This window comes from Streptomyces sp. NPDC012888 (genome assembly GCF_042900645.1).
Lineage (GTDB): Bacteria > Actinomycetota > Actinomycetes > Streptomycetales > Streptomycetaceae > Streptomyces.
Window position 1 is genome coordinate 208450 of record NZ_JBIBBM010000005.1, and the last position, 18752, is coordinate 227201.

The 18752-nt window shown below is 76.2% G+C and carries 15 protein-coding genes; 3 read left to right on the forward strand and 12 right to left on the reverse strand.

Annotated features, from left to right (window positions below):
• Positions 1–78: 78 nt before the first annotated feature.
• The gene (locus ACFY61_RS11015; protein WP_389469867.1) at positions 79–468 is read left to right on the forward strand and encodes a VOC family protein; all 390 of its coding nucleotides are present in this window, start codon (positions 79–81) and stop codon (positions 466–468) included.
• A gap of 59 nt (positions 469–527) precedes the next feature.
• Here the strand turns inward: ACFY61_RS11015 and ACFY61_RS11020 are convergent, their stop codons facing one another.
• The 4 genes from ACFY61_RS11020 to ACFY61_RS11035 all read right to left on the reverse strand — a co-directional run bounded on the left by ACFY61_RS11020 (position 528) and on the right by ACFY61_RS11035 (position 4049).
• Positions 528–1835, reverse strand: coding sequence for an MFS transporter (locus ACFY61_RS11020; RefSeq protein ID WP_389469868.1), 1308 nt, complete (start codon positions 1833–1835; stop codon positions 528–530).
• Entirely contained in the window at positions 1832–3040 is a 1209-nt protein-coding gene (locus ACFY61_RS11025) for a PLP-dependent cysteine synthase family protein (protein ID WP_389469871.1), read from the reverse strand. The genes ACFY61_RS11020 and ACFY61_RS11025 overlap by 4 nt, the downstream gene beginning before the upstream one ends.
• Before the next feature lie 68 nt (positions 3041–3108).
• The gene (locus ACFY61_RS11030) at positions 3109–3480 is read right to left on the reverse strand and encodes a hypothetical protein (RefSeq protein WP_389469873.1); all 372 of its coding nucleotides are present in this window, start codon (positions 3478–3480) and stop codon (positions 3109–3111) included.
• Between the two features lie 134 nt (positions 3481–3614).
• Positions 3615–4049 (reverse strand): hypothetical protein, encoded by a 435-nt coding sequence (locus tag ACFY61_RS11035; RefSeq protein WP_389469874.1) that lies wholly within the window; start codon positions 4047–4049, stop codon positions 3615–3617.
• 265 nt (positions 4050–4314) lie between these two features.
• Here ACFY61_RS11035 and ACFY61_RS11040 point away from each other — a divergent pair, with 265 nt between their 5' ends.
• On the forward strand, positions 4315–5763 hold the full coding sequence (locus tag ACFY61_RS11040) for a glyceraldehyde-3-phosphate dehydrogenase (protein WP_389469876.1): 1449 nt from the start codon (positions 4315–4317) through the stop codon (positions 5761–5763).
• 174 nt (positions 5764–5937) lie between these two features.
• Here ACFY61_RS11040 and ACFY61_RS11045 read toward each other — a convergent pair whose 3' ends face one another.
• The gene (locus tag ACFY61_RS11045) at positions 5938–8205 is read right to left on the reverse strand and encodes an FUSC family protein (protein WP_389469878.1); all 2268 of its coding nucleotides are present in this window, start codon (positions 8203–8205) and stop codon (positions 5938–5940) included.
• A 10-nt stretch (positions 8206–8215) separates the two neighbouring features.
• Positions 8216–9523, reverse strand: coding sequence for an amidohydrolase (locus tag ACFY61_RS11050; protein ID WP_389469880.1), 1308 nt, complete (start codon positions 9521–9523; stop codon positions 8216–8218).
• A gap of 182 nt (positions 9524–9705) precedes the next feature.
• Here ACFY61_RS11050 and ACFY61_RS11055 point away from each other — a divergent pair, with 182 nt between their 5' ends.
• A complete protein-coding gene (locus tag ACFY61_RS11055) occupies positions 9706–9879 on the forward strand; it encodes a thiazolylpeptide-type bacteriocin (RefSeq protein ID WP_007268044.1) in 174 nt (57 codons plus the stop codon).
• Between the two features lie 77 nt (positions 9880–9956).
• On the opposite strand, the gene ACFY61_RS11060 is transcribed toward ACFY61_RS11055, so the two are convergent.
• The 6 genes from ACFY61_RS11060 to ACFY61_RS11085 form a co-directional block, all read right to left on the reverse strand.
• Complete coding sequence (locus ACFY61_RS11060; RefSeq protein WP_389469882.1) at positions 9957–11918, reverse strand: TOMM precursor leader peptide-binding protein; 1962 nt, start codon at positions 11916–11918, stop codon at positions 9957–9959.
• Positions 11915–12670 (reverse strand): ABC transporter permease, encoded by a 756-nt coding sequence (locus tag ACFY61_RS11065; protein ID WP_389469883.1) that lies wholly within the window; start codon positions 12668–12670, stop codon positions 11915–11917. Before ACFY61_RS11065 ends, ACFY61_RS11060 begins: the two co-directional genes overlap by 4 nt.
• Complete coding sequence (locus ACFY61_RS11070; RefSeq protein WP_389469884.1) at positions 12667–13638, reverse strand: ABC transporter ATP-binding protein; 972 nt, start codon at positions 13636–13638, stop codon at positions 12667–12669. The genes ACFY61_RS11065 and ACFY61_RS11070 overlap by 4 nt, the downstream gene beginning before the upstream one ends.
• A 103-nt stretch (positions 13639–13741) precedes the next feature.
• Complete coding sequence (locus ACFY61_RS11075; RefSeq protein WP_389469886.1) at positions 13742–14842, reverse strand: peptidase M50; 1101 nt, start codon at positions 14840–14842, stop codon at positions 13742–13744.
• On the reverse strand, positions 14839–15936 hold the full coding sequence (locus ACFY61_RS11080) for a lantibiotic dehydratase C-terminal domain-containing protein (RefSeq protein ID WP_389469888.1): 1098 nt from the start codon (positions 15934–15936) through the stop codon (positions 14839–14841). Before ACFY61_RS11080 ends, ACFY61_RS11075 begins: the two co-directional genes overlap by 4 nt.
• The gene (locus ACFY61_RS11085; RefSeq protein WP_389469890.1) at positions 15924–18743 is read right to left on the reverse strand and encodes a lantibiotic dehydratase; all 2820 of its coding nucleotides are present in this window, start codon (positions 18741–18743) and stop codon (positions 15924–15926) included. The genes ACFY61_RS11080 and ACFY61_RS11085 overlap by 13 nt, the downstream gene beginning before the upstream one ends.
• Positions 18744–18752: the final 9 nt, after the last annotated feature.

Here is an 18752-nt window from a genome sequence, read left to right on the forward strand (position 1 = left end):
GGTCCGGCTGGTGACCTCCGCCGCGACCCGGGAGGATGGGGGAAGGGGGTGAGGCGAGGCGAGAGGAGGGCGGCCGCCGTGCTGGGAGACAGCAAGGGATTCAGCGGCTTCTCGGTGGAGAACGTCGACGACGTGAAGGACTTCTACGGCTCGACACTCGGCCTGCGGGTCGAGGTCGACCCGGACATGGGCATGCTGTTCCTGCACCTCGCGGGCGGCACCGACGTGCTCGTCTACCCGAAGGAGGGCCACCGGCCCGCGACCTTCACCGTGCTCAACTTCCCCGTCGACGACCTCGACGCGACCGTCGACGCCCTCGCCGCGCGCGGCGTGACCTTCGACCGCTACGAGGGCTTCGACCAGGACGAGAAGGGCATCGCCCGCGACAACGGCGGCGGGCCGGACATCGCCTGGTTCAAGGACCCGGCGGGCAACATCCTCTCCGTCTACCAGGAACGCGAGGGCTGACCCGGTGACCCGGCGGGGCGGGCGGCCACCACGGCCGCCCACCCCCCGGGCCCGTGCGGTCAGGCCGCGACGCTCCTCGCGCGGTCCCCGCCCTCGGTGGCCGGCGCCAGCCGGCCCGTACGGTGCAGCCCCCACACGGCGGCCGCGCACAGCAGACCGAGCGCGGCCAGCGCCAGCCACGGCAGGGCCGGCAGTCCCGCACGCCGCGCGGCGTCCAGGGCGGCGCCCGTCAGCAGGTTGCCGACGGTGATCCCGATGCCGCACACGGTGTTGTAGAGCCCGTAGTGCGTGGCGACCAGCCGGTCACCGGACAACCGCACGATGGTGTCCATCTCGAACGGGTAGGCGATCATCGTGCCCACCGCCAGCAGCAGGGCCGACAGGACCGGTGGCACCGCGGCCAGTGCCCACCTCCCCGGCCCGCCCGCCGGCACCGGCAGCACGGCGGCGGCCGCCACCGGTACGAAGCCCAGGCCCATGGTCAGCAGCCCCCAGGTCATCGCCCGTCCCGGGCTGGTCCGGGACTTGAACCAGGCCGTGATCCGGGTCTGGAACAGGACGGTGCTCAGCCCCGAGACGGCGAACAGCACCGCGACCGCGGCCGTGCCGAACCGCCCCTCCCCGCCCAGCCGGCGGACCTCCAGCGGCAGCGCCAGGTAGACCTGGAAGGTCATCACGTACGAGCCCGTCATCGCCGCGGAGAACAGCAGGAACGGCCGGTTGGACAGCATGCCGCGCCACTGCCGGAGCACCCCCTCGGCCGGACCGCCCCCCTCCGCCGCGCCCGAGGTGCCGCGCCGGGCCGGCAGGGCGCGCAGCTGCACCACGCTCAGGACCGCGAACACCCCGGCTGCCGTCAGGCAGGTCACCCTGAAGTCGATCCCGGTGAGGACCATGCCGACCAGCGGGCCCAGCAGGATCCCCGCCTGGTAGAACACGTTGAACAGGGCGAACGCCTCCACCCGGCGCTCGCCGGAGTCGGCCGCCAGGTAGGCGCGGGTCGCCGGGTTGAACAGGGCCCCCGCGAGACCGGTGGCCGCGGACGCGGCGAGCAGCGCGGGCACGGAGTCGACCAGCCCGAGGGTGGCGAACCCCAGGACGCGCAGCACCATCCCCGCGACGATCACCGGCTTGTAGCCGAGCCGGTCGGCGAGGGTGCCGCCGATCAGGAACATGCCCTGCTGGCTGAAGTTGCGCACGCCCAGGACCAGCCCGACCAGCCAGCCCGCGAGGCCCAGCGGGCCCGCCAGGTGGGCGGCGAGGTAGGGCATCAGCATGTAGAAGCCGAGGTTGATGGTGAACTGGTTCACCATCAGCAGCCGGACGCTGCGCGGATGACCGCGCAGCTGGGTCAGGACGCCGGTCATGCCGCTCCGCCCCCGGCGCCCGCCGCGCCCCCGGCGCCCGCCGCGCCCCCGGCGCCCGCCGCGCCCCCGGCGCCCGCCGCGCCCCCGGCGCCCGCCCCGCCCCGTCCGCCGGCCGGACGGTCCGGTGCGGCGGCGAGGGTGAGCGGGTCGACCACGTCGGCGCACCGGGTCCAGCGCGTCACCTCCTTCTCGCCGAGCCGTTCGATCACGTCGGGCTCGTGCGCCGGCGGGACGTCGAGCAGCCCGTGTGCCCGGCAGTAGTCGTCGTCGTAGACGGTGCCGAGGTAGCGCTGCGGTCCGTCGGGGAAGACGGCCGCGATCCGGGTCCCCTCGGGCAGCGTCCGGGCGGCCCAGCCGGCGACCAGGGCCACGGCGCCCACGCTCCAGCCGCCGGTCGCGTAGTGGGAGGCGGCCAGCCGGCGGCAGGTCCACACCGCTTCCGCCGGGGCCACCCAGTGCACCTCGGAGAAGCTCCCGTACGCCACGTTCCGCGGGAAGATGCTCGATCCGAGGCCGCGCATCAGCCGGGGCCGGGCCGGCTGGCCGAAGATGGTCGAGCCGACCGTGTCCACGCCCACCAGCCGCAGGTCCGGGAAGAGCTGCCGCAGCACCCGGGAGATGCCGGCGGAGTGCCCGCCGGTGCCGACGCTGCACACCAGGACGTCGATGTGCCGCAGTTCGGCGGCGAGTTCCAGCGCGAGCGGCGTGTAGGCGGTGGTGTTGTCGGGGTTGTTGTACTGGTCGGGGCACCAGGACCCGGGGTGGAGTTCCAGCAGCCGGGCCACCCGGTCGCGGCGGGCCTGCTGCCAGCCGCCGTCGGGGTGCGGCTCGGTCACCACCTCGACCCGGGCTCCGTAGGCGGTGAGCAGCCGGGCCATGGAGTCCTCCAGCCCGGGGTCGGTGACCAGGGTGACGGGGTGCCCGTACACCATGCCGGCCAGGGCCAGGCCCAGTCCGAGGGTGCCGCTGGTGGACTCGATGACGCGGGCGCCGGGCCGGAGCTCGCCCCGGGCCCGGGCCCGCTCGACCATGTGGAGGCCGGGGCGGTCCTTGATGCCGCCGGGGTTGAACCCCTCCAGCTTGGCCCAGAAGCCGCGCCCGGCGGGGGCGAGCGGCTCGGAGACGTGCAGCAGGGGGGTGTCGCCGACCAGCCCGGACAGGGCGGTGCGGGCGGTGAGGGACGTCTGTGTCACGGGTGGGTGCATGGCTTCGCTCTCTGGGATGAGGTGGGGGGACGGGTGGCGGGTGACGCGGTCGGGTGGGGACGACCGGCCTAGAGCAGCCACCGGCAGTAGCGGGCCAGCGTGGAGCGGACGGTTCCGGTGTGCGGGGCGGGAGCGGTGCCGGCCGGGCGGGGCCCGGCGGCGGGCCCCGGGCCGTCGCCGGCGGGCCCGGAGCAGGACGGCGCGGGGGAGTCGGGCGGGGCGGACCCGGTCGACCCCGCGGCCGCGGGCAGCGGTACGGCGGGGGCGCACGGGGTGCCGTGCTCGTGCGGCGGGTGGGGGTGTCCGGCCTGCGCGGGGGCGTGGGGGTGGCCCCCGTCGGCGTACGCGGGGAAGCAGTGGACGGCCCCGGACAGCAGGGCGGCCAGCAGCACCGCGAGCAGGTGCGCGGAACGTAACGGGGTGGGGGTGTGGCGCGGCACAGTTCCTCCGTGCGGCGGCGCGGCCCCGGACACCGGGGGCGCGGAAGAGGCGGGCGGTCACACGGGGGCCCGCGGGCGCGCGGGGGCGCGGCGGGGCCCGGCCACCGGGCGGGGGCCGGTGGCGCCGCCGCCCGCTACACCCTCAGTACGTCGCAGGGCCGGGGTGACTGACCGGCGGCCCCCCGGACCGCCGCCGGATCCGGTCCGGCCGCGGGGGCCCGGTCCACCGGGGTCCGCTGGGTGCGCACCGGCTCGTCCGGGCCGGCGGCCTCGGCGGCGGCCGGCGGCAGGGCGCCGGCCGGGGCGCACTCGTGCGCCGGGTGGTGCGGGTCGTGGCCGCCGTGGGCCGAATGCGCGTGGCCGGCGTGGCCGGGCGGATCCGCCCGCGGCACCGCCGGGGCGGCGGCCGCCCGGTCGGCGGGTGCGGCGCCCCGGCCGGGTTCGGTGCCGGTGTGCGGCCCGGAGAGGCAGAGGAAGGCCAGCAGCAGCAGGACGGCGCCGAACAGCCCCGGCAGAGCGGCCCTCAGGGGGCTCTGCGCGGTGGGGAGGCGCCGGTGGGCTGTGACCACACCGTGATGCTAACGGCGCCGCTCCGGGATGCGGGCGAGGTGATTCGGCCGAGCCGTGGCCGGGACCGGCGGTCGACGTCCGCACAGCGGACCCGGGACCGGCCGGAGGGGCGCGCGGCCCGGCCGCGGACCATCGTCCCCGCCCCCGTCAGGGCAGGTCAGGGCCATGGTGGAGGCGGAGTCGGCGAGAACCGGGGGACCACTTGAGGGCTCAAAGGATCGACGGGTTAGCATATGAGCGCCGCCTAGCTCGAAAGATAATCCTGTGACTGTCAACGAGGACTCGTTCACCAACTGGAAAAACCGCGAGGAGATCGCGGAGTCGATGATCCCGATCATCGGGAAGCTGCACCGCGAGCGGGATGTGACGATCCTGCTGCACAGCCGCTCCCTGGTGAACAAGTCGGTCGTCAGCATCCTCAAGACGCACCGATTCGCCCGGCAGATCGACGGCGAGGAGCTCTCGGTCACCGAGACCATGCCGTTCCTCCAGGCGCTCACCACCCTCGATCTCGGCCCGTCCCAGATCGACATCGGCATGCTCGCCGCCCTGTACAAGAACGACGACCGCGGTCTGACCGTGGAGGCGTTCACCGCCGGTGCCGTCGCCGGCGCCACCGGCGAGAACAAGATCGAGCAGCGCCGTGACGGCCGCGACGTCGTCCTGTACGGCTTCGGCCGCATCGGCCGCCTGGTCGCCCGCCTGCTCATCGAGAAGGCCGGCTCCGGCAACGGGCTGCGCCTGCGCGCCATCGTCGTCCGCGGTGGCGGCGAGGCCGACCTCGTCAAGCGCGCCTCGCTGCTGCGCCGCGACTCCATCCACGGCCAGTTCCAGGGCACCATCACCGTGGACGAGGCCAACAGCACGATCGTCGCCAACGGCAACGCGATCCGGGTGATCTACGCCAACGACCCCTCCGAGGTCGACTACACGGCGTACGGCATCAAGGACGCCATCCTCATCGACAACACCGGCAAGTGGCGGGACCGCGAGGGCCTCTCCAAGCACCTGCGCCCCGGCATCGACAAGGTCGTCCTGACCGCCCCGGGCAAGGGTGACGTCCCGAACATCGTCCACGGCGTCAACCACGACATGGTGAAGCCGGACGAGCGCATCCTCTCCTGCGCCTCCTGCACCACCAACGCGATCGTCCCGCCGCTGAAGGCCATGGACGACGAGTACGGCGTGCTGCGCGGCCACGTGGAGACCGTCCACTCGTTCACCAACGACCAGAACCTGCTGGACAACTACCACAAGGCCGACCGCCGCGGCCGCTCCGCGCCGCTCAACATGGTCATCACCGAGACCGGCGCCGCCTCGGCCGTCGCCAAGGCGCTGCCCGAGCTGAAGGCGCCGATCACCGGCAGCTCGATCCGCGTCCCCGTGCCGGACGTCTCGATCGCCATCCTCAGCCTGCGCCTGGGCCGCGAGACCACCCGCGAGGAGGTCCTCGACTACCTCCGCGACGTCTCGCTGAACTCGCCGCTGAAGCGGCAGATCGACTTCACGACCGCGCCCGACGCCGTCTCCATGGACTTCGTCGGCTCGCGGCACGCGTCGATCGTCGACGCCGGCGCGACCAAGGTGGACGGCGACAACGCCATCCTCTACCTCTGGTACGACAACGAGTTCGGCTACTCCTGCCAGGTCATCCGGGTCGTCCAGCACGTCTCCGGGGTGGAGTACCCCACCTACCCGGCCCCGCAGGCCTGACCTCCGCGGACCCCGAGGGGCGGCCCCCGGTGCCTTCCGGCACCGGGGGCCGCCCCCTTTGCCGTGTGGTCCCCAGCCCGCCGACGAACGCGCCCGGCGGGGCTGAGCACACTGCGGCGGCCGGGACCGGTCCGACGCCCGGGAGCGCGCCACCCCGGCCGCCGGCCGCCGGACTCAGGGCCCCCGCGCCGGTTCCGCGGACCGGCCGTCCGCGGCGGAGGAGTCCCCCGCCGGGCCGATACGGGCCAGGTCGGTGAGCAGGGCCGCGTACCAGGCCACGGCCGAGTAGTACGCCGGAGCCGCACCCGCGGGGCCGGGCCCGGCGTCCCCCACCGCCGGGTCGGGCGGCGGCAGGGCGGCCGGAGGGGTGTCGCCGCGCGGGTCCAGGGACGCCGACACGAGCAGCATCCGGCCCGCCACGTGGTCCCCCAGCCGCAGCAGCTCCGCCGCGGCCGACCGCTCCAGCGGGGGCGCCACCACCGGTACGGGCGGTCCGCCGTCCGCCGCCGGGGGCGGCAGCAGCAGCCGGTCCGAGCCCCACAGCGTGTGGTGCCCGAGCATCAGGGCGGCCTGCCAGTCCGGTTCGGCGGGGGCGCCCGCCATGTGCGGGGGCGCGCCCGCGCCAGCCGCCGCACCGGACGCGAGGCTCCGGGGCTCGCTGAGGTACTGGGCGAACGCCGACTCCGCCATGATCAGCGCGTGCTGGAACGACCGGTGGCCGGGCGCCGTGGACCTCGGCTCCCTCCTGCCGCCCGCCGCGACCGCCGCCGCCGTCGCCACCACCGTCTCCGCCGCGACCCGCAGCAGGACCGCCGCCGAACGGCGCATCTCCTCGTGCGCCCCGCGCGGCCAGGCCAGCAGCCCGAAGACCGCCCCGATCGCACTGCCGGTCAGCACCTCGAGCAGCCGCAGCTCGGCCAGCTGCCAGGTCGCCGGCGCCAACTGGGCGAACACGAAGGCGATGACCACGGTGAAGCCGCCCTGCGCCCAGCCGATCCCGCGGACCGGCCCCACCGTGAACGCGACCATCATCAGCACCGGGAGGGCGGCCGCGTACACGTCGGTGTGCGTCCCCACCACGGTGATCAGCAGGGCCGCGACGACGGCCCCCACCAGCGTGCCCGTCAGCGCCCGCCGCACCGTCACCCGGGTCTCGGCGACCGTCGTACGGGTCAGGGTCAGCGTGGCCAGCAGCGCCCAGAACCCGTGCGGGAGGCTGTCCACGCCCGCGACCAGCCGGGCGGCCGCCAGCGCCAGACTGATCCGCACCGCGTTCTGGAAGAACACCGACCGCCGTCCCGCGTGGCCCAGGAGCCGGTGCCACCACAGCCGCCAGGCCGGCAGCCGCGCGTACCAGAACCGCCCCGGGGCCGCCACGGCCGCCCCGGCCCGGCCCTCCACGGCGATGCGGGACGCGGTCCACACGGCCAGGCCCGCGTCCGCCACCTCCAGCACGGCGGCGTGCCGCCGCAGCTCGGCCGCCGGCAGTCCCGGCCGGGCGGCGGCCACCAGCTCCGCGCGGGCACGGGCCAGGTCCTCCCGCGCCCCGCCCGCGCCGCCGCCCACCGCCCCGCGCTTCGCCACACCCCCGTCCGCGCCGGCCTCCAGGGCCTCCGCCGCCTCGGCCGCCCCCCGCGCCACCGCGGCCAGTGCCGCCCGCACCGGGGCGGACGGCTCCCGGCCGGCCGGCGGAGCCGGCAGCAGCGCCAGCCGGTTCAGCAGGGTGCGGGTGGCCAGCCCGGTGTGGGACAGGGCCCGGTCCCGCACCCCCGGACCCGCGGGGCGGTCGGCCTCCGCAACCCGGGACGGCCGCAGCGCGGCACCCGCCTCCAGGGCCTCTCGCGCCTCCCGGGCGTCCAGCGCGTACGGCGGCTCCGCCAGCCGCCCGGCGCACACGCCCGCCAGCCGCACCGCCCCGGCCGCCCGCGCCCGGTACGGCACCGGGGGCGGGTCCGGGAACAGGAACGCCTCGGCCACCGCGATCAGCACCAGCCCCACGGTGGCGCCGCCCAGCCGCTCGCCCAGCGACCCGGGGTCGTAGGGCGGGAACGACGGCAGGATGTACAGCAGCTGGAGGCCGGGCGCCGCCCCGGCGGCCCGTGGACCGCCGACCGCGACGAACGCCAGGGCGAACCCGATGACCAGCATCCCGGCCACCGCGCTCCACGTCCGCACCGCGAGGAAGGTACCCAGGGCGACCAGCAGCCAGCACCACGGAGCCACCCGAAGCATCAGGGCGGCGCGCTGCCGCCCCGTCCCGGGGATGTGGGCCAGCGCCGCCAGAGACACGGCCGTGAACAGCGCGTAGGTGGCGGCGGTCGCCGAACCGAAGCCGTAGAGGAACAGGTAGAAACCCGTCCCGGCGGCCACGGTGACGCGTGCCGCCCTCCGGGCCGCACCCCCGTAGCGGGCCCCGAGCGGTGCCGTACGGTCACCAGCCATGCCACCAGGATCACCCGGCTCCCGCCCCACGGCACGCGCACACCGCCGCCTTCGGCCGGCCCGCCTGGCCCGGGCCGCCGAGCCGGGCGAGGGCCGCCGCGGCGAGGGCCCGTACGCCCGCCGGGAGGGCGGTGCGCGGGTCGGGGGCGAAGGCGGGGGAGTGGTTGGCCGGCAGCGCGGCCAGCTTCGCCGCGGCGGACGTGCCTGCCGCACGCGCCCACGCGGCGGGACCGGTCACCCCGAGCATCCAGTAGCCCAGCCGCACCCCCGCGGCCCCGTGCAGCTCCCGGCCCGCCGCGCCGAACAGCGCGAAGTCCTCGGTGGCCAGCGTGGGCGGCCACATCGCCACCCGCTCCGCGCCGAACTCCGCGGCGTGCGCGGCCCGCAGCGCCGCGGTCAGCCCCGGGTCCGGGTGCGTCACGGGGGAGGACCCGACCCGCACCAGCTCCGGTTCGCGCGGGCAGCCCGCGGCCGCGCACTCGGCCCGGACGATCCGCTCCACCGCGGCGACCGCCCGGTCCAGGGCCGCGTCGCCCACCGCCCGCACCGTGACGCCGAGTTCGGCGCTCTCCGGGATCACGTTCGGCCGGTCACCGGCGTGGAAGGAGCCGACGGTCACGGCCACCGGGTCCGCCGGGGCGGCCTCCCGCGCCACCACCGTCTGGAGCCGCGCCACCACGTGCGCGGCCGTCACCACCGGGTCCACCGCCAGGTGCGGGGCGCCCGCGTGCCCGCCCCGCCCGTGCACCACCACCCGGTACGTGACGCTGCCCGCGGCCACCGGCCCGTACGCGTGCGCCACCATGCCCGCCGGCAGCGGTGCCGCGTGCTGGGCCAGCACCTCGTCCGGCACCCCGAACCGCTCGTACAGCCCGTCCGCGAGCATCGCCCGCGCCCCCTGGAGGGTCTCCTCGGCCGGCTGGCCCACCACCATCAGCGTGCCGCGCCAGGCCGCACGGCCCCCGGCGAGCAGGGCGGCCGCGCCGGCCGCCGCGGCCAGGTGCAGGTCGTGCCCGCAGGCGTGCGCCGCGCCGCCCTGCGCCGCGTACGGCAGGCCCGTCTCCTCCCGGACCGGCAGCGCGTCCAGTTCGGCCCGCAGCAGCACCGTCGGCCCGTCCCCGTTGCGCAGCACGCCGACCACCCCGTGCCCGCCCACCCCGGTGGCGACGTCCAGGCCCGCGTCCGCCAGCCGCCCGGCGAACAGCCCGGCCGTGCGCCGTTCCCGGCCGGACAGCTCCGGATGCCGGTGCACCTCCAGGTAGAAGGCGGTCAGCGGGCGGAGCAGCGCGGCGAGCCGCGCCGCCAGGGATTCGTCCATGTACGGCAGCCTCCCAGGGCCCCGACGACAGGTGGCTGACAGGAAGTGACAGCGGTCCGGGGGCCGTGCTGCGGGCGGTCCGTGACTTGATGGATTCCGGGGCCGCCACCCGATGCGGTCAAGGCCCCGACCGCACGTTCCGTACCCCATGTCCCACCCGACGACCCGACAGGGAGACCACCATGGAGAAGTCGCCGCTCGCGTCCCTCGCCGACGAGATCCTGGAGCTGGAGTCCGAGACCTTCGAGATCTCCGACTACTCCGACGCCAGCGAGGTCGTGCTCGCCGGTTCGACGAGCTGCTCCTCCACCTCCACCTGCTCCTCCACCACCAGCACCACCTCCTGCTCGGCCTGATCCACCACCGCCGGCACACACAACGCCCCCGGACCCGCGACGCGGGACCGGGGGCGTTCCGGCGCACACCGGCAGCGTCACGGGAAGGGGTGCGGCACCATCCTGATCTCCGCCTCCGTGAGATCGGCGGACCGCAGCCCGGCCCGCCGCGCCGCGGTCCGCAGCCGGGGCAGGAACGGGGCCCGCTGCCGGGACCAGCCGAAGTCGATCGGCAGCAGCCCGGGAACCACCGCGCACACCGTCCGCAGCCCGACGCGCAGCTGCTCCGGTGTCGTCTGGTCCACCACGATCACGTCGTGCCCGGCACGGGTCAACTCGCCGACGACGTAGGCCAGGTCGTCCCGCAGGTCCGCCGAGACCGGCGGGGCGGGCCGGTCCCCGCCGTACACCTCGCCGAGCGGGCGCACCGCCGTCGGCTCCAGGTACGGGCGGACGTGCCGGGCCATGGCGGGCAGCCCGTACAGCTGGGCGTGGTCCTTCAGGTGCCGGACCCGGCCGAAGTCGGCGGCCATCGCCTCCAGTTCGTCCTGCCGCTCGGCCACCTGCCCGGGCAGGTGCGGGATGTACGTCAGCACCTCCGACAGGGCCGCCTCGACGGCCGCGACCGGGTCCAGCGCCGCACCCGCCCCGAAGGAGAACAGCCCCGGCCCGCCGTCGCGGCGCACCGCCAGCCCGGTCACCACCGGCACGCCCAGGTCGATCCGGTTGTCGAAGGCGTGCACCTCGTAGCCCTGGAGGGCGGCCCGGTCGGCCATCGCCCGGACCGCCCCGCCCGGCACCGACGCCAGGTCGATCCCGGTGAGCCGCTGGCCGCCGTACCAGGCCAGCAGGAACGCGTCCCGCTCGACCAGCTCCAGCAGGGCCCCGAGCAGCGCCTCCTCCACACAGCTGCCGATCGCGCAGCCGTTGGAGCACTCGAAGACGAAGTTGTCGGCGGCCAGGCCCGCGCTGTAGTGCACCAGCCGGGCCGGCACCAGCACCGGCCGGTCGTCGCGCAGCGAGTGCCCGTACACCCACGGGATGGGACGCGCCGGGTCGAAGGGGGAGACCAGCGGGTCGTCCCGGTAGGTGGAGTCCGGGTAGAGGCCGCACTCGGCAGGGTCCAGCGCCCGGTCGCCGAGCTCCTCGTACGAGGCCACCGTCAGCGCGGAACCCGTGCGCCGGTGGGTGCCCGCGTAGCGTTCCAGGCCCTCCAGGTGGGCCAGGTCCCGGCTGTGGGCGAAGCTGTTGCCCTGCCCGCTCCACGTCACGTCGGTCAGCCCGGCGTAACCGCGCATGAAGACGCTGCCCGCGACCGGCGCGGTGGTCGGCGAGGTCACGTTGGTCCAGGTACCGCCGCCGAGGACGCCGGTGACCGGGTTGGCCAGGGCCGCGTACGGCATGGGGTACGAACCGGCGGACCGCAGCCGCTGCGCGCCGGGCGCCGGCTTGGGCCTGGAGCGGGGCGCGAAGCGGACCGGCGCGTCGGTGCCGCGCGGCCCGCAGTCCGGGCACAGCGGGTCGGCAAGCAGCGGGTACGTGCGCACCCGGAGCGTCCTCAGGTCCAGGCGGCTCACCTGCGGCAGGGCCCGGTCCGCGGCGGTGTCCCCGGGCGGGCGCACGGCACCGGCGGTGACCGCGTCGTACAGGCCGCGGACGGCGTCCACCACGTGTGCGGGCAGCCGGGGCCAGTCCGCGGCGACCGGGGTCAGCGGCCCGGTGCCGGTCTCCAGCGCGTCGCGTTCGGAGCGGCTGCGCAGCCGCTGCCAGCGCATGGCCAGGCAGCGGCCGCAGGCCGGGGCGGTTCCGTCGCCGCCCCACGGGCCGACGAGGACGGCCTGCGCGGTCAGGTGGACCCGGGCGCCGGCCCGGACCCCGGCGTGGGGGTCGCCGGCCTGCGCGCGGAGGGCGTCGTGCACGCCGACGGTGACCACCGCCGGGCCGGTGCCGGCGGCCCGGCCGGCGGCGAGGGCGGCGGCCAGGCCGGCCCGGGCCGCCTCCATCGGGACGGTGGGCAGCGGGCGCCCGGCGGGGGGCGCGGCGGGGGCGGCGGTCGTCATGTCCGGTTGCTCCAGCGGAAGGTCCTGAGCCCGATCAGGCCGAAGACCACGGCGAACCCGGCCAGGGCCGCGCAGCCGGCCCAGATGGTGCCGGGCGATCCGGTCCCGGTCAGCGAGCCGGCCGCCGCGTCGTTGAGGTAGCGCAGCGGCAGCACCCGGGACACCTGCCGCAGCCAGTCCGGCATCATGTCCAGCGGCAGGAACGAACCGGACAGGAACGCCATCGGCACCATCAGGCAGTTGGCGATCGCCGCCACCGCCTCCGGGGTGTTCGCGTACGTCCCGACGATAACCCCGATCGCCATGAACGCGGTGATGCCCAGCACCAGCGCCGGGAGCACCAGCGGCCAGCGGCCGTCGAGTTCGAGGCCGAAGCCCGGCAGCATCGCCACCGCCACGAACACCGCCGACTGCACCACGCCGATCACCAGCGCCAGCACGTACCGGGAGGCCAGCACGGTGGTCAGCGGGGTCGGGCTGAGCCGGATCAGCCGCAGCAGGTCGTCGCGGCGCCACTGCATCAGCGTGAACGCGATGCCGAACACGGCCGCGTTGGCCACGCCCCAGGACATCACGCCCGGCGCGATGTAGGAGATGTACGGCCGGCCCGACTCCTCCACGTCCTGCCCGCTGAAGATCAGCCCGAACACGACGAGGAACAGCAGCGGGAAGGCGAAGGTGAAGAACAGGGTGGCCTTGTCCCGGACCTGTGCCCGGTAGCCGGCGGCCGTCAGGGCCGTGTACGCGCTCATGCCTGGAACTCCATCGGGGTGTCGGTCGGGTCGGCGGCCCGTTCGCGGGCCGCGCCGGTGAGTTCGAGGTAGACGTCCTCCAGGCTCGCGGTGCGGGTCAGCACCCCGTCCAGGCCCACGAGTTCGTCCACCGCCGCCAGGACCCGCCCGGGCACGGCCGTCTCCAGCACGAGCGATCCGCCCTGCTCCTCGGCCCGGTCCACCCCGGGCAGGGCCGCTGCCCGCGCGAGCTCGATCCGGCCGGCCGGCACGAACAGCCGGCAGGGAGCCCCGGCCGCACGTACCAGCTCGTCGGGGGCGTCGAGCGCGGTGATCCGGCCGTCCACCATGATCGCGACCCGGTCGCAGAGCGCCTCCGCCTCGTCGAGGTGGTGGGTGGTGTAGACGATGGTCCGGCCCTCGCGCTTGAGGCCCCGGAGCACCTCCCACAGGTCCCGGCGGGCCTGCGGGTCGAGGGCGGCGGTCGGCTCGTCCAGGAAGATCAACTCGGGGCCGTGGACCAGCGCCGAGGCGATGGCCAGCCGCTGCCGCTGGCCGCCGGAGAGGTTCTCCACCAGGACGTCCCGCTGACCGGTCAGCCCGACCGAGGCGAGCGTGGCGTCGGCGGCGGACCGGTCCGCACGGTACAGCCCGGCGACGGTCACCAGGTGCTCGCGGGCGGTCTGCCGGACGAAGAACGCCGAGCTCTGGGTCTGCACGCCCATCCGGGGCAGCAGGGAGGTGTCCCTCGGCCAGGGGCTGCGGCCCAGCACCGTCACGGTGCCGGAGTCGGCCCGCCGCAGCCCCTCCATGATCTCCACGAGGGTGGTCTTGCCGGCGCCGTTGGGGCCGAGCAGCCCGAAGAACTCGCCGGGACGGACGTCCAGGGACACCCCGGCGACGGCCGCGCGGTCGCCGTAGCGTTTGTGGACGTCCCGTACGGAGAGGGCGGGCGCGGCCTCGGGCGGCCGGGTGCTGTCAGTGGTCATGGGCGGTGCGTCCTCGGTGTGGTGGCGGGCGGGGGAGAGGGAGGGGACAAGGAGGGGGAGGGTCGGGTGGGGCTGCGGGCGGAAAGGGGCCGGCCGGGCCCGCTCAGCGGGTCACGGCGTACCACCCCGCCCAGGCCAGCCCGGCGACCAGCAGCAGGACGGCCGCGGCCGAGCCCAGCGTGTAGCCGAGGTAGATCCGGCGGGCCCGCGCCGGGTAGCCGGCGGCCGCGGCCGGATCCCGCAGCCGCAGCCGGACGTACGCGGCGCCGGCCGGGGCCAGCCGGGTCACCCGCAGCACGTGGCAGAGCAGCGCGTACCCGTCCAGCGGCGGCACCGGAACCAGGTTCACCAGGGCCTGCGCGCTGCCGAGGAGCAGCAGCGCGGACAGCGCCCGGGACGTGCCCCCGCCGGCCGGCAGCAGCAGCCAGGCCGCCCAGAAGGGCAGCAGGAACAGCAGGTTGGCGAAGGCGCCCGCCGCGGCCACGGCCGCCTGGTCGCGGCGGCGGGGCAGGTGGCGGTAGTTGTCCACCCGGCAGTACATGATCGCCACGGGCAGCCGCCAGCGCAGCCCGATCTCACCGACCGTGCCGCCCGCGTGCCGGGCGGCGATCCCGTGCGCGAACTCGTGCAGCGCGGTGCTCAGCCACAGCAGCGTGGCCACGGCGAGCACCGCCGCCGGCTCGCGCAGCACCCGGCCCAGGTCGTCGGCGAGCCGCCCGAACCGCGCGGCCAGCAGCACCTCCATCACCGCGCAGACGGCCATCAGCAGCACCACCGGCGCGGGCCGGAGCAGCGGCCGCAGCACCCGGTGCAGCCGGGCCGTCGCCGCGTCGGCGTCCGCGACCAGCCGGACGCTGCCCCGCAGCCAGGACCCCTGCCAGGGCTTCGCCGGACGTTCCGCCGGGGTGGGCGGCGGCCCGCCCGCGAGCAGCCGCCGCGCACCGAGCAGACCGAGCAGCTGCTGCCAGTTGCGCTCGTCCAGCCGCCGCCCGAAGGCCCGCCCGTACGCCTCGCCGATCTCCGCGAGGCTGCGGGAGCCGTCCAGCCGGGACACCAGGAAGTGTTCCCTCGGGCCGATCTCGAACGCCGCGCCCGACACCGGGTCCTTGACCAGGTGCACCGTCGCCGGTCCGTTGAGCAGCGGCGGTGACAGCAGCACCTCCGGGCGCAGCGCCGGCCGGTGGTCCAGCGCCGGGCCGGTCACGGCGCCACCGCCCCGGCCGCGGCGGACTCCCCGGCCGCGGTGGACGCCTCCGCCCCCGGCCGCTCGCGCAGCACCCGTCCCAGCAGGTGCGCCAGGTAGGCCTCGTCGCGGATCGTCACGTGCAGCCGGTTGTTGGTCATGTGCAGGTACGGGGACAGCAGCCGGGGCAGGGCCTCCGCCGGGTCGGTCACCCGCTCGTCCCGGGTGCCGTCCCAGGACCGGAACACCAGCTCCCCGGCCACGGCAAGGGCCTCCGCCCGGTCCCGCAGCTCCCGGCAGTGCGCGGCCCAGCCGGCCAGGAACGCCGGCAGCCGGCCGGTCTCCCCGGACGCCAGCGCCGACCGGACCGCCTCGAACCGGCGGTACAGCCCCGGGGCGGTCCCGGCGTAGTCGCGGTCGTACTCGTCCGACCCGATGAACCCGGTGCCCGGGAACGCCCGGTGCCAGAAGGCGTAGTACGAGTCCAGGTAGTCCGCCAGCTCCTCGCGGCCGGGCAGGAACACCCCGGCCATCACCATCATCAGCTGGGCGGAGGTCCCCAGCAGGACGGTCCGCAGGTGCAGGTTCATCCGGCCCAGCGCGTCCGTCACCAGGTCGCTGGAGTGCGCGAAGTGCCACTCGGCCAGCTCCACCCCGGCCGGGCCGCCGTACTTGCCGTACTCCGGCTCGTAGGGCACCCAGGAGAACGAGTTGTTGGGGCGCAGGTTCATCCGCCCGTCCGGGCCCGCGAACGCCGCCCGGTCCCCGTCCGGGAACTCGATGTCGAACAGCGTGTTGTAGAACTCGTTGAGGAAGCCGGAGTCCACCTGGTACAGCGCCGGCCGCGCCCTGAGGAAGGCCCCGACCGCCTCCTCGGTACGCCGCCGCACCTCCTCCTCCGCCTCCGGCGAGGAAGGCCGCAGCCGCAGGCGGACGTGCGGGCCCTCCAGCCAGTAGTTGATGAAGAAGTGCCCCGCGATCAGCCCTTCCCCGGTCAGCTCCGCGACCAGCGGGCGGACGCAGTCCAGCAGCAGTGGCCGCGGGTTGGCCGCGTAGAAGACGTGCACGGCCTGCCAGTCGCCGCGCCGCGGCACGGGGGTGGTCAGCTCGGACATCGGACGTCGCCCTCCTGTTCCGGAATGCTCGTGGGGGTGGTCGCGGAGCCGGTCCCGGCGACCGGGCCGGTGAAGGTCTCCACGGCGAGTTCGGCCACGTGCCCGCCGCGCCCGGACCGCACGTGGGGCCCGGCCGGGTCGGGCAGCGGCTCGCGGAAGACGACCCGGTCGGTGCCGTCCCGCAGCAGGGCCTCGAACGCGCCCAGGGACAGCAGGCTCCCGAAGTCGACGTACTGCGGCTTCGCACCGCCCCCCGCGCCCGCGCCCACGGCGGACACGGTGGCGAAGGCCCTCTCGGGCAGGCCGTGTTCACGCCGCCACCGCTGCCAGTCCAGGAAGTCCTGCGCGTCGCGGGCACCGCGCGCCGGCAGCGCGTCCGCGGTCGTCGTCCAGCTGCGGCGGCTGAGCACCAGGTCGCCGTGGACCACCCGGGGGCGGCTGGTGACCCGCCCCCGCGGGGCGCCCTCGGGGACGCCCGCCCACACGTCCAGCGGGGACATCGAGGAGGGGGACAGCAGCAGCAGGGTGCGGGGCACGGCGGGCAGCGCCAGCGGGACCAGGTAGCCCAGGTAGACGGGCACCACCTCGCGGCCCAGGCGCCGCGACCGGAGCAGCACCCGGCCGGAGCCCGGATCGTGCTCCGCGTACAGGTCGTCCAGGTGCAGCTGCCGGTCCGGCGGCAGGGTCCCGGTCTCGCCGGGGCAGACGATCTCGTAGTCGGTGAGCCGGCCGTGCAGGTTGAGGTTGGTGGTGACGGGACCGCCGGTGACCTCGGCCAGCACCGCGCCGCGGGGAGCCGCGGCGCCGTTCGCCGCCCGCAGCCGCGGGGACAGCGCCCCGGGCCCCCCGGGCTCGTCGTACACATGGGTGAACCGGCTGAACGGGAACGACAGACCGCCGTAGGCGCGGTTGAGCACGGTGCGCGGCTCCCCGCTCACCGGGTCGGTGCCGAACTGGAGGTGGTGGCAGCGGGGTGCGAAACCGGCGGGCAGCGGCGCGAGTTCCGCCGCGACCGCCTCGATGTCCGCCTCCGTCAACCGCAGTTCGGACTCCCGCTCCTCGTCCGCGTAGCCGGCCCAGGCCTCCCGCACCCGCGCGGTGAACACCCGCCGGGCCGCGTCCAGCGCGCGGATCCCGTCCAGGCCCAGCCAGTTCTCCTCCGGCACGTACTCCCCGCGCTCGTCGTAGGGGCGGCGCCGGGCCGTGAAGGACAGGTACTGGTCGAAGAAGTCCTCGTGGAAATCGTGCACCAGACCGAGGAGGTCCTCGCAGCGTCCGCCCCGCCCGTACCGCGCCGTGAAGAACCCCTCGAAGGTGATCCGCTGGGCCAGCGTCAGGTCGAAGGCCGGCAGGATCCGCTCCACCGCGCGCAGCGCCCCGAGACCCGGCACCGGGACCGGCAGGTCCCGGCCGGCGCTGACGTCCTCGTACACCAGGGTCTGCGGCACCCCGGACCGGTCGGCGCCGAGCTCCTCCCAGACCGTGCCCAGCGCCGCCCGCAGGGCGGCGAGGAGCCCGCGCCGCTCGTCCCGGCCGGCCGCCGGGTAGCGGTCGAGCAGCCCGGCGGGTTCCTCCAGCAGCCCGGCCAGCCGGTCGGCCCACGGGACGCCGAGCCCGGACAGCGCCTCGTGGAAGGAGCGCAGCGGGTCCGGGCTGTGCACCTCGGTGTCCAGGCAGGGCACCCGCACCAGCTCCAGCCGGCGCAGCGCCTCGACGTACGCCTCGCACTCGGCGGGCTCCGCCCCGTGCTCGGCGGCCAGCCAGTCGGCCAGCTCGTGGTGGCGCAGCTCGCCGCGCTCCGCGAACAGGGCCAGCAGCCGGTCCAGGGTGCCGCTGCGGCGCAGGAAGAACAGCCGGTCCGTGGCCGCGTCGAAGGTCACCGCGGCCGAGTCGTCGCCGGCGGTCACCGAACGGCGCACGTAGCGGACCCGGTCGCCGGCCGGCACCCACCCGGAGGCCGGCCGCAGCGGCAGGTCGCGGCGCCGCACCGGATCGGCCGCGATCAGCTCGGCGATCCGGGCGAGCACCACCACGTTCAGCCGGACGTGACCGGTCCAGGCGTCGGCCACCCGCACCTCCGGCGGACCGCCCCCCTCCGCCGGCCCGGTGAACCGGCCGGTGGCCAGCGCCGTGAACGTGCTGAACGGGCTTGTCTTGCAGGCCGTGCGGTACACGTACGACAGCACCGCCCGCTCCGCCTTCCGGGCCCGGCCGCGCGGTTCGGCGCCCTCCGCGGCGGCCCGCACCAGCGGACCCAGGCGGCTCTCCAGCACCGGGGAGGCCAGCAGCAGCCCCAGCCGCAGCCGGTCGTCCTCCAGGAGCCCCGCCAGAGCCCTCCGCCCCGCGGCGAGGTCGGCGGCGAGCAGGGGCCCGCCCTCCGCGAGGAGCCCGCACAGCTCACGGTGGCGCTCCAGCCAGTCCGCCAGTGCGGCCGCGCCGTCCGGGTCGGTGGCGGCGAGGGCGGCCAGGGCCTCGTCCGCCCGGTCCGGCGGCCGGTTGTTGTGGATCCGGCGGCGCAGGGCCAGCAGCGCCCGGCGGGCGGCGGCACCGGGTCCGTCGGGCGCCGGGTCGGTGGCGGCCACCGCCCGGTGCAGCGCGTCGCCGAGCGGACCGGCGTCCGCCCGCAGCCCGGCCTCCGCGGCGAGCACCCGGGCGGCCCAGTCGGCGGCGCCGGGGCAGCGCAGTGCGCCGACCGCGTCGGCCGGCAGCCCGGCCACCCGGAGCACCAGGTGCTCGCCGAGCCGCCAGCCGGTGCCTGCGGGGCCGGCCGCGTCCCCCGTCAGGGGTGTGGTCCTGGTCGTGGTCATCGTCCGGTG

Excerpts from the sequence above, each read along its gene's own strand:
- ACFY61_RS11055 (WP_007268044.1), top strand. The coding sequence starts at position 9,706 with ATGGAGAAGTCGCCGCTCGCGTCCCTCGCCGACGAGATCCTGGAGCTG.
- ACFY61_RS11070 (WP_389469884.1), bottom strand. The coding sequence starts at position 13,638 with ATGACCACTGACAGCACCCGGCCGCCCGAGGCCGCGCCCGCCCTCTCC.
- ACFY61_RS11065 (WP_389469883.1), bottom strand. The coding sequence starts at position 12,670 with ATGAGCGCGTACACGGCCCTGACGGCCGCCGGCTACCGGGCACAGGTC.
- ACFY61_RS11050 (WP_389469880.1), bottom strand. The coding sequence starts at position 9,523 with ATGGACGAATCCCTGGCGGCGCGGCTCGCCGCGCTGCTCCGCCCGCTG.
- ACFY61_RS11080 (WP_389469888.1), bottom strand. The coding sequence starts at position 15,936 with ATGTCCGAGCTGACCACCCCCGTGCCGCGGCGCGGCGACTGGCAGGCC.
- ACFY61_RS11060 (WP_389469882.1), bottom strand. The coding sequence starts at position 11,918 with ATGACGACCGCCGCCCCCGCCGCGCCCCCCGCCGGGCGCCCGCTGCCC.
- ACFY61_RS11085 (WP_389469890.1), bottom strand. The coding sequence starts at position 18,743 with ATGACCACGACCAGGACCACACCCCTGACGGGGGACGCGGCCGGCCCC.
- ACFY61_RS11025 (WP_389469871.1), bottom strand. The coding sequence starts at position 3,040 with ATGCACCCACCCGTGACACAGACGTCCCTCACCGCCCGCACCGCCCTG.
- ACFY61_RS11045 (WP_389469878.1), bottom strand. The coding sequence starts at position 8,205 with ATGGCTGGTGACCGTACGGCACCGCTCGGGGCCCGCTACGGGGGTGCG.
- ACFY61_RS11020 (WP_389469868.1), bottom strand. The coding sequence starts at position 1,835 with ATGACCGGCGTCCTGACCCAGCTGCGCGGTCATCCGCGCAGCGTCCGG.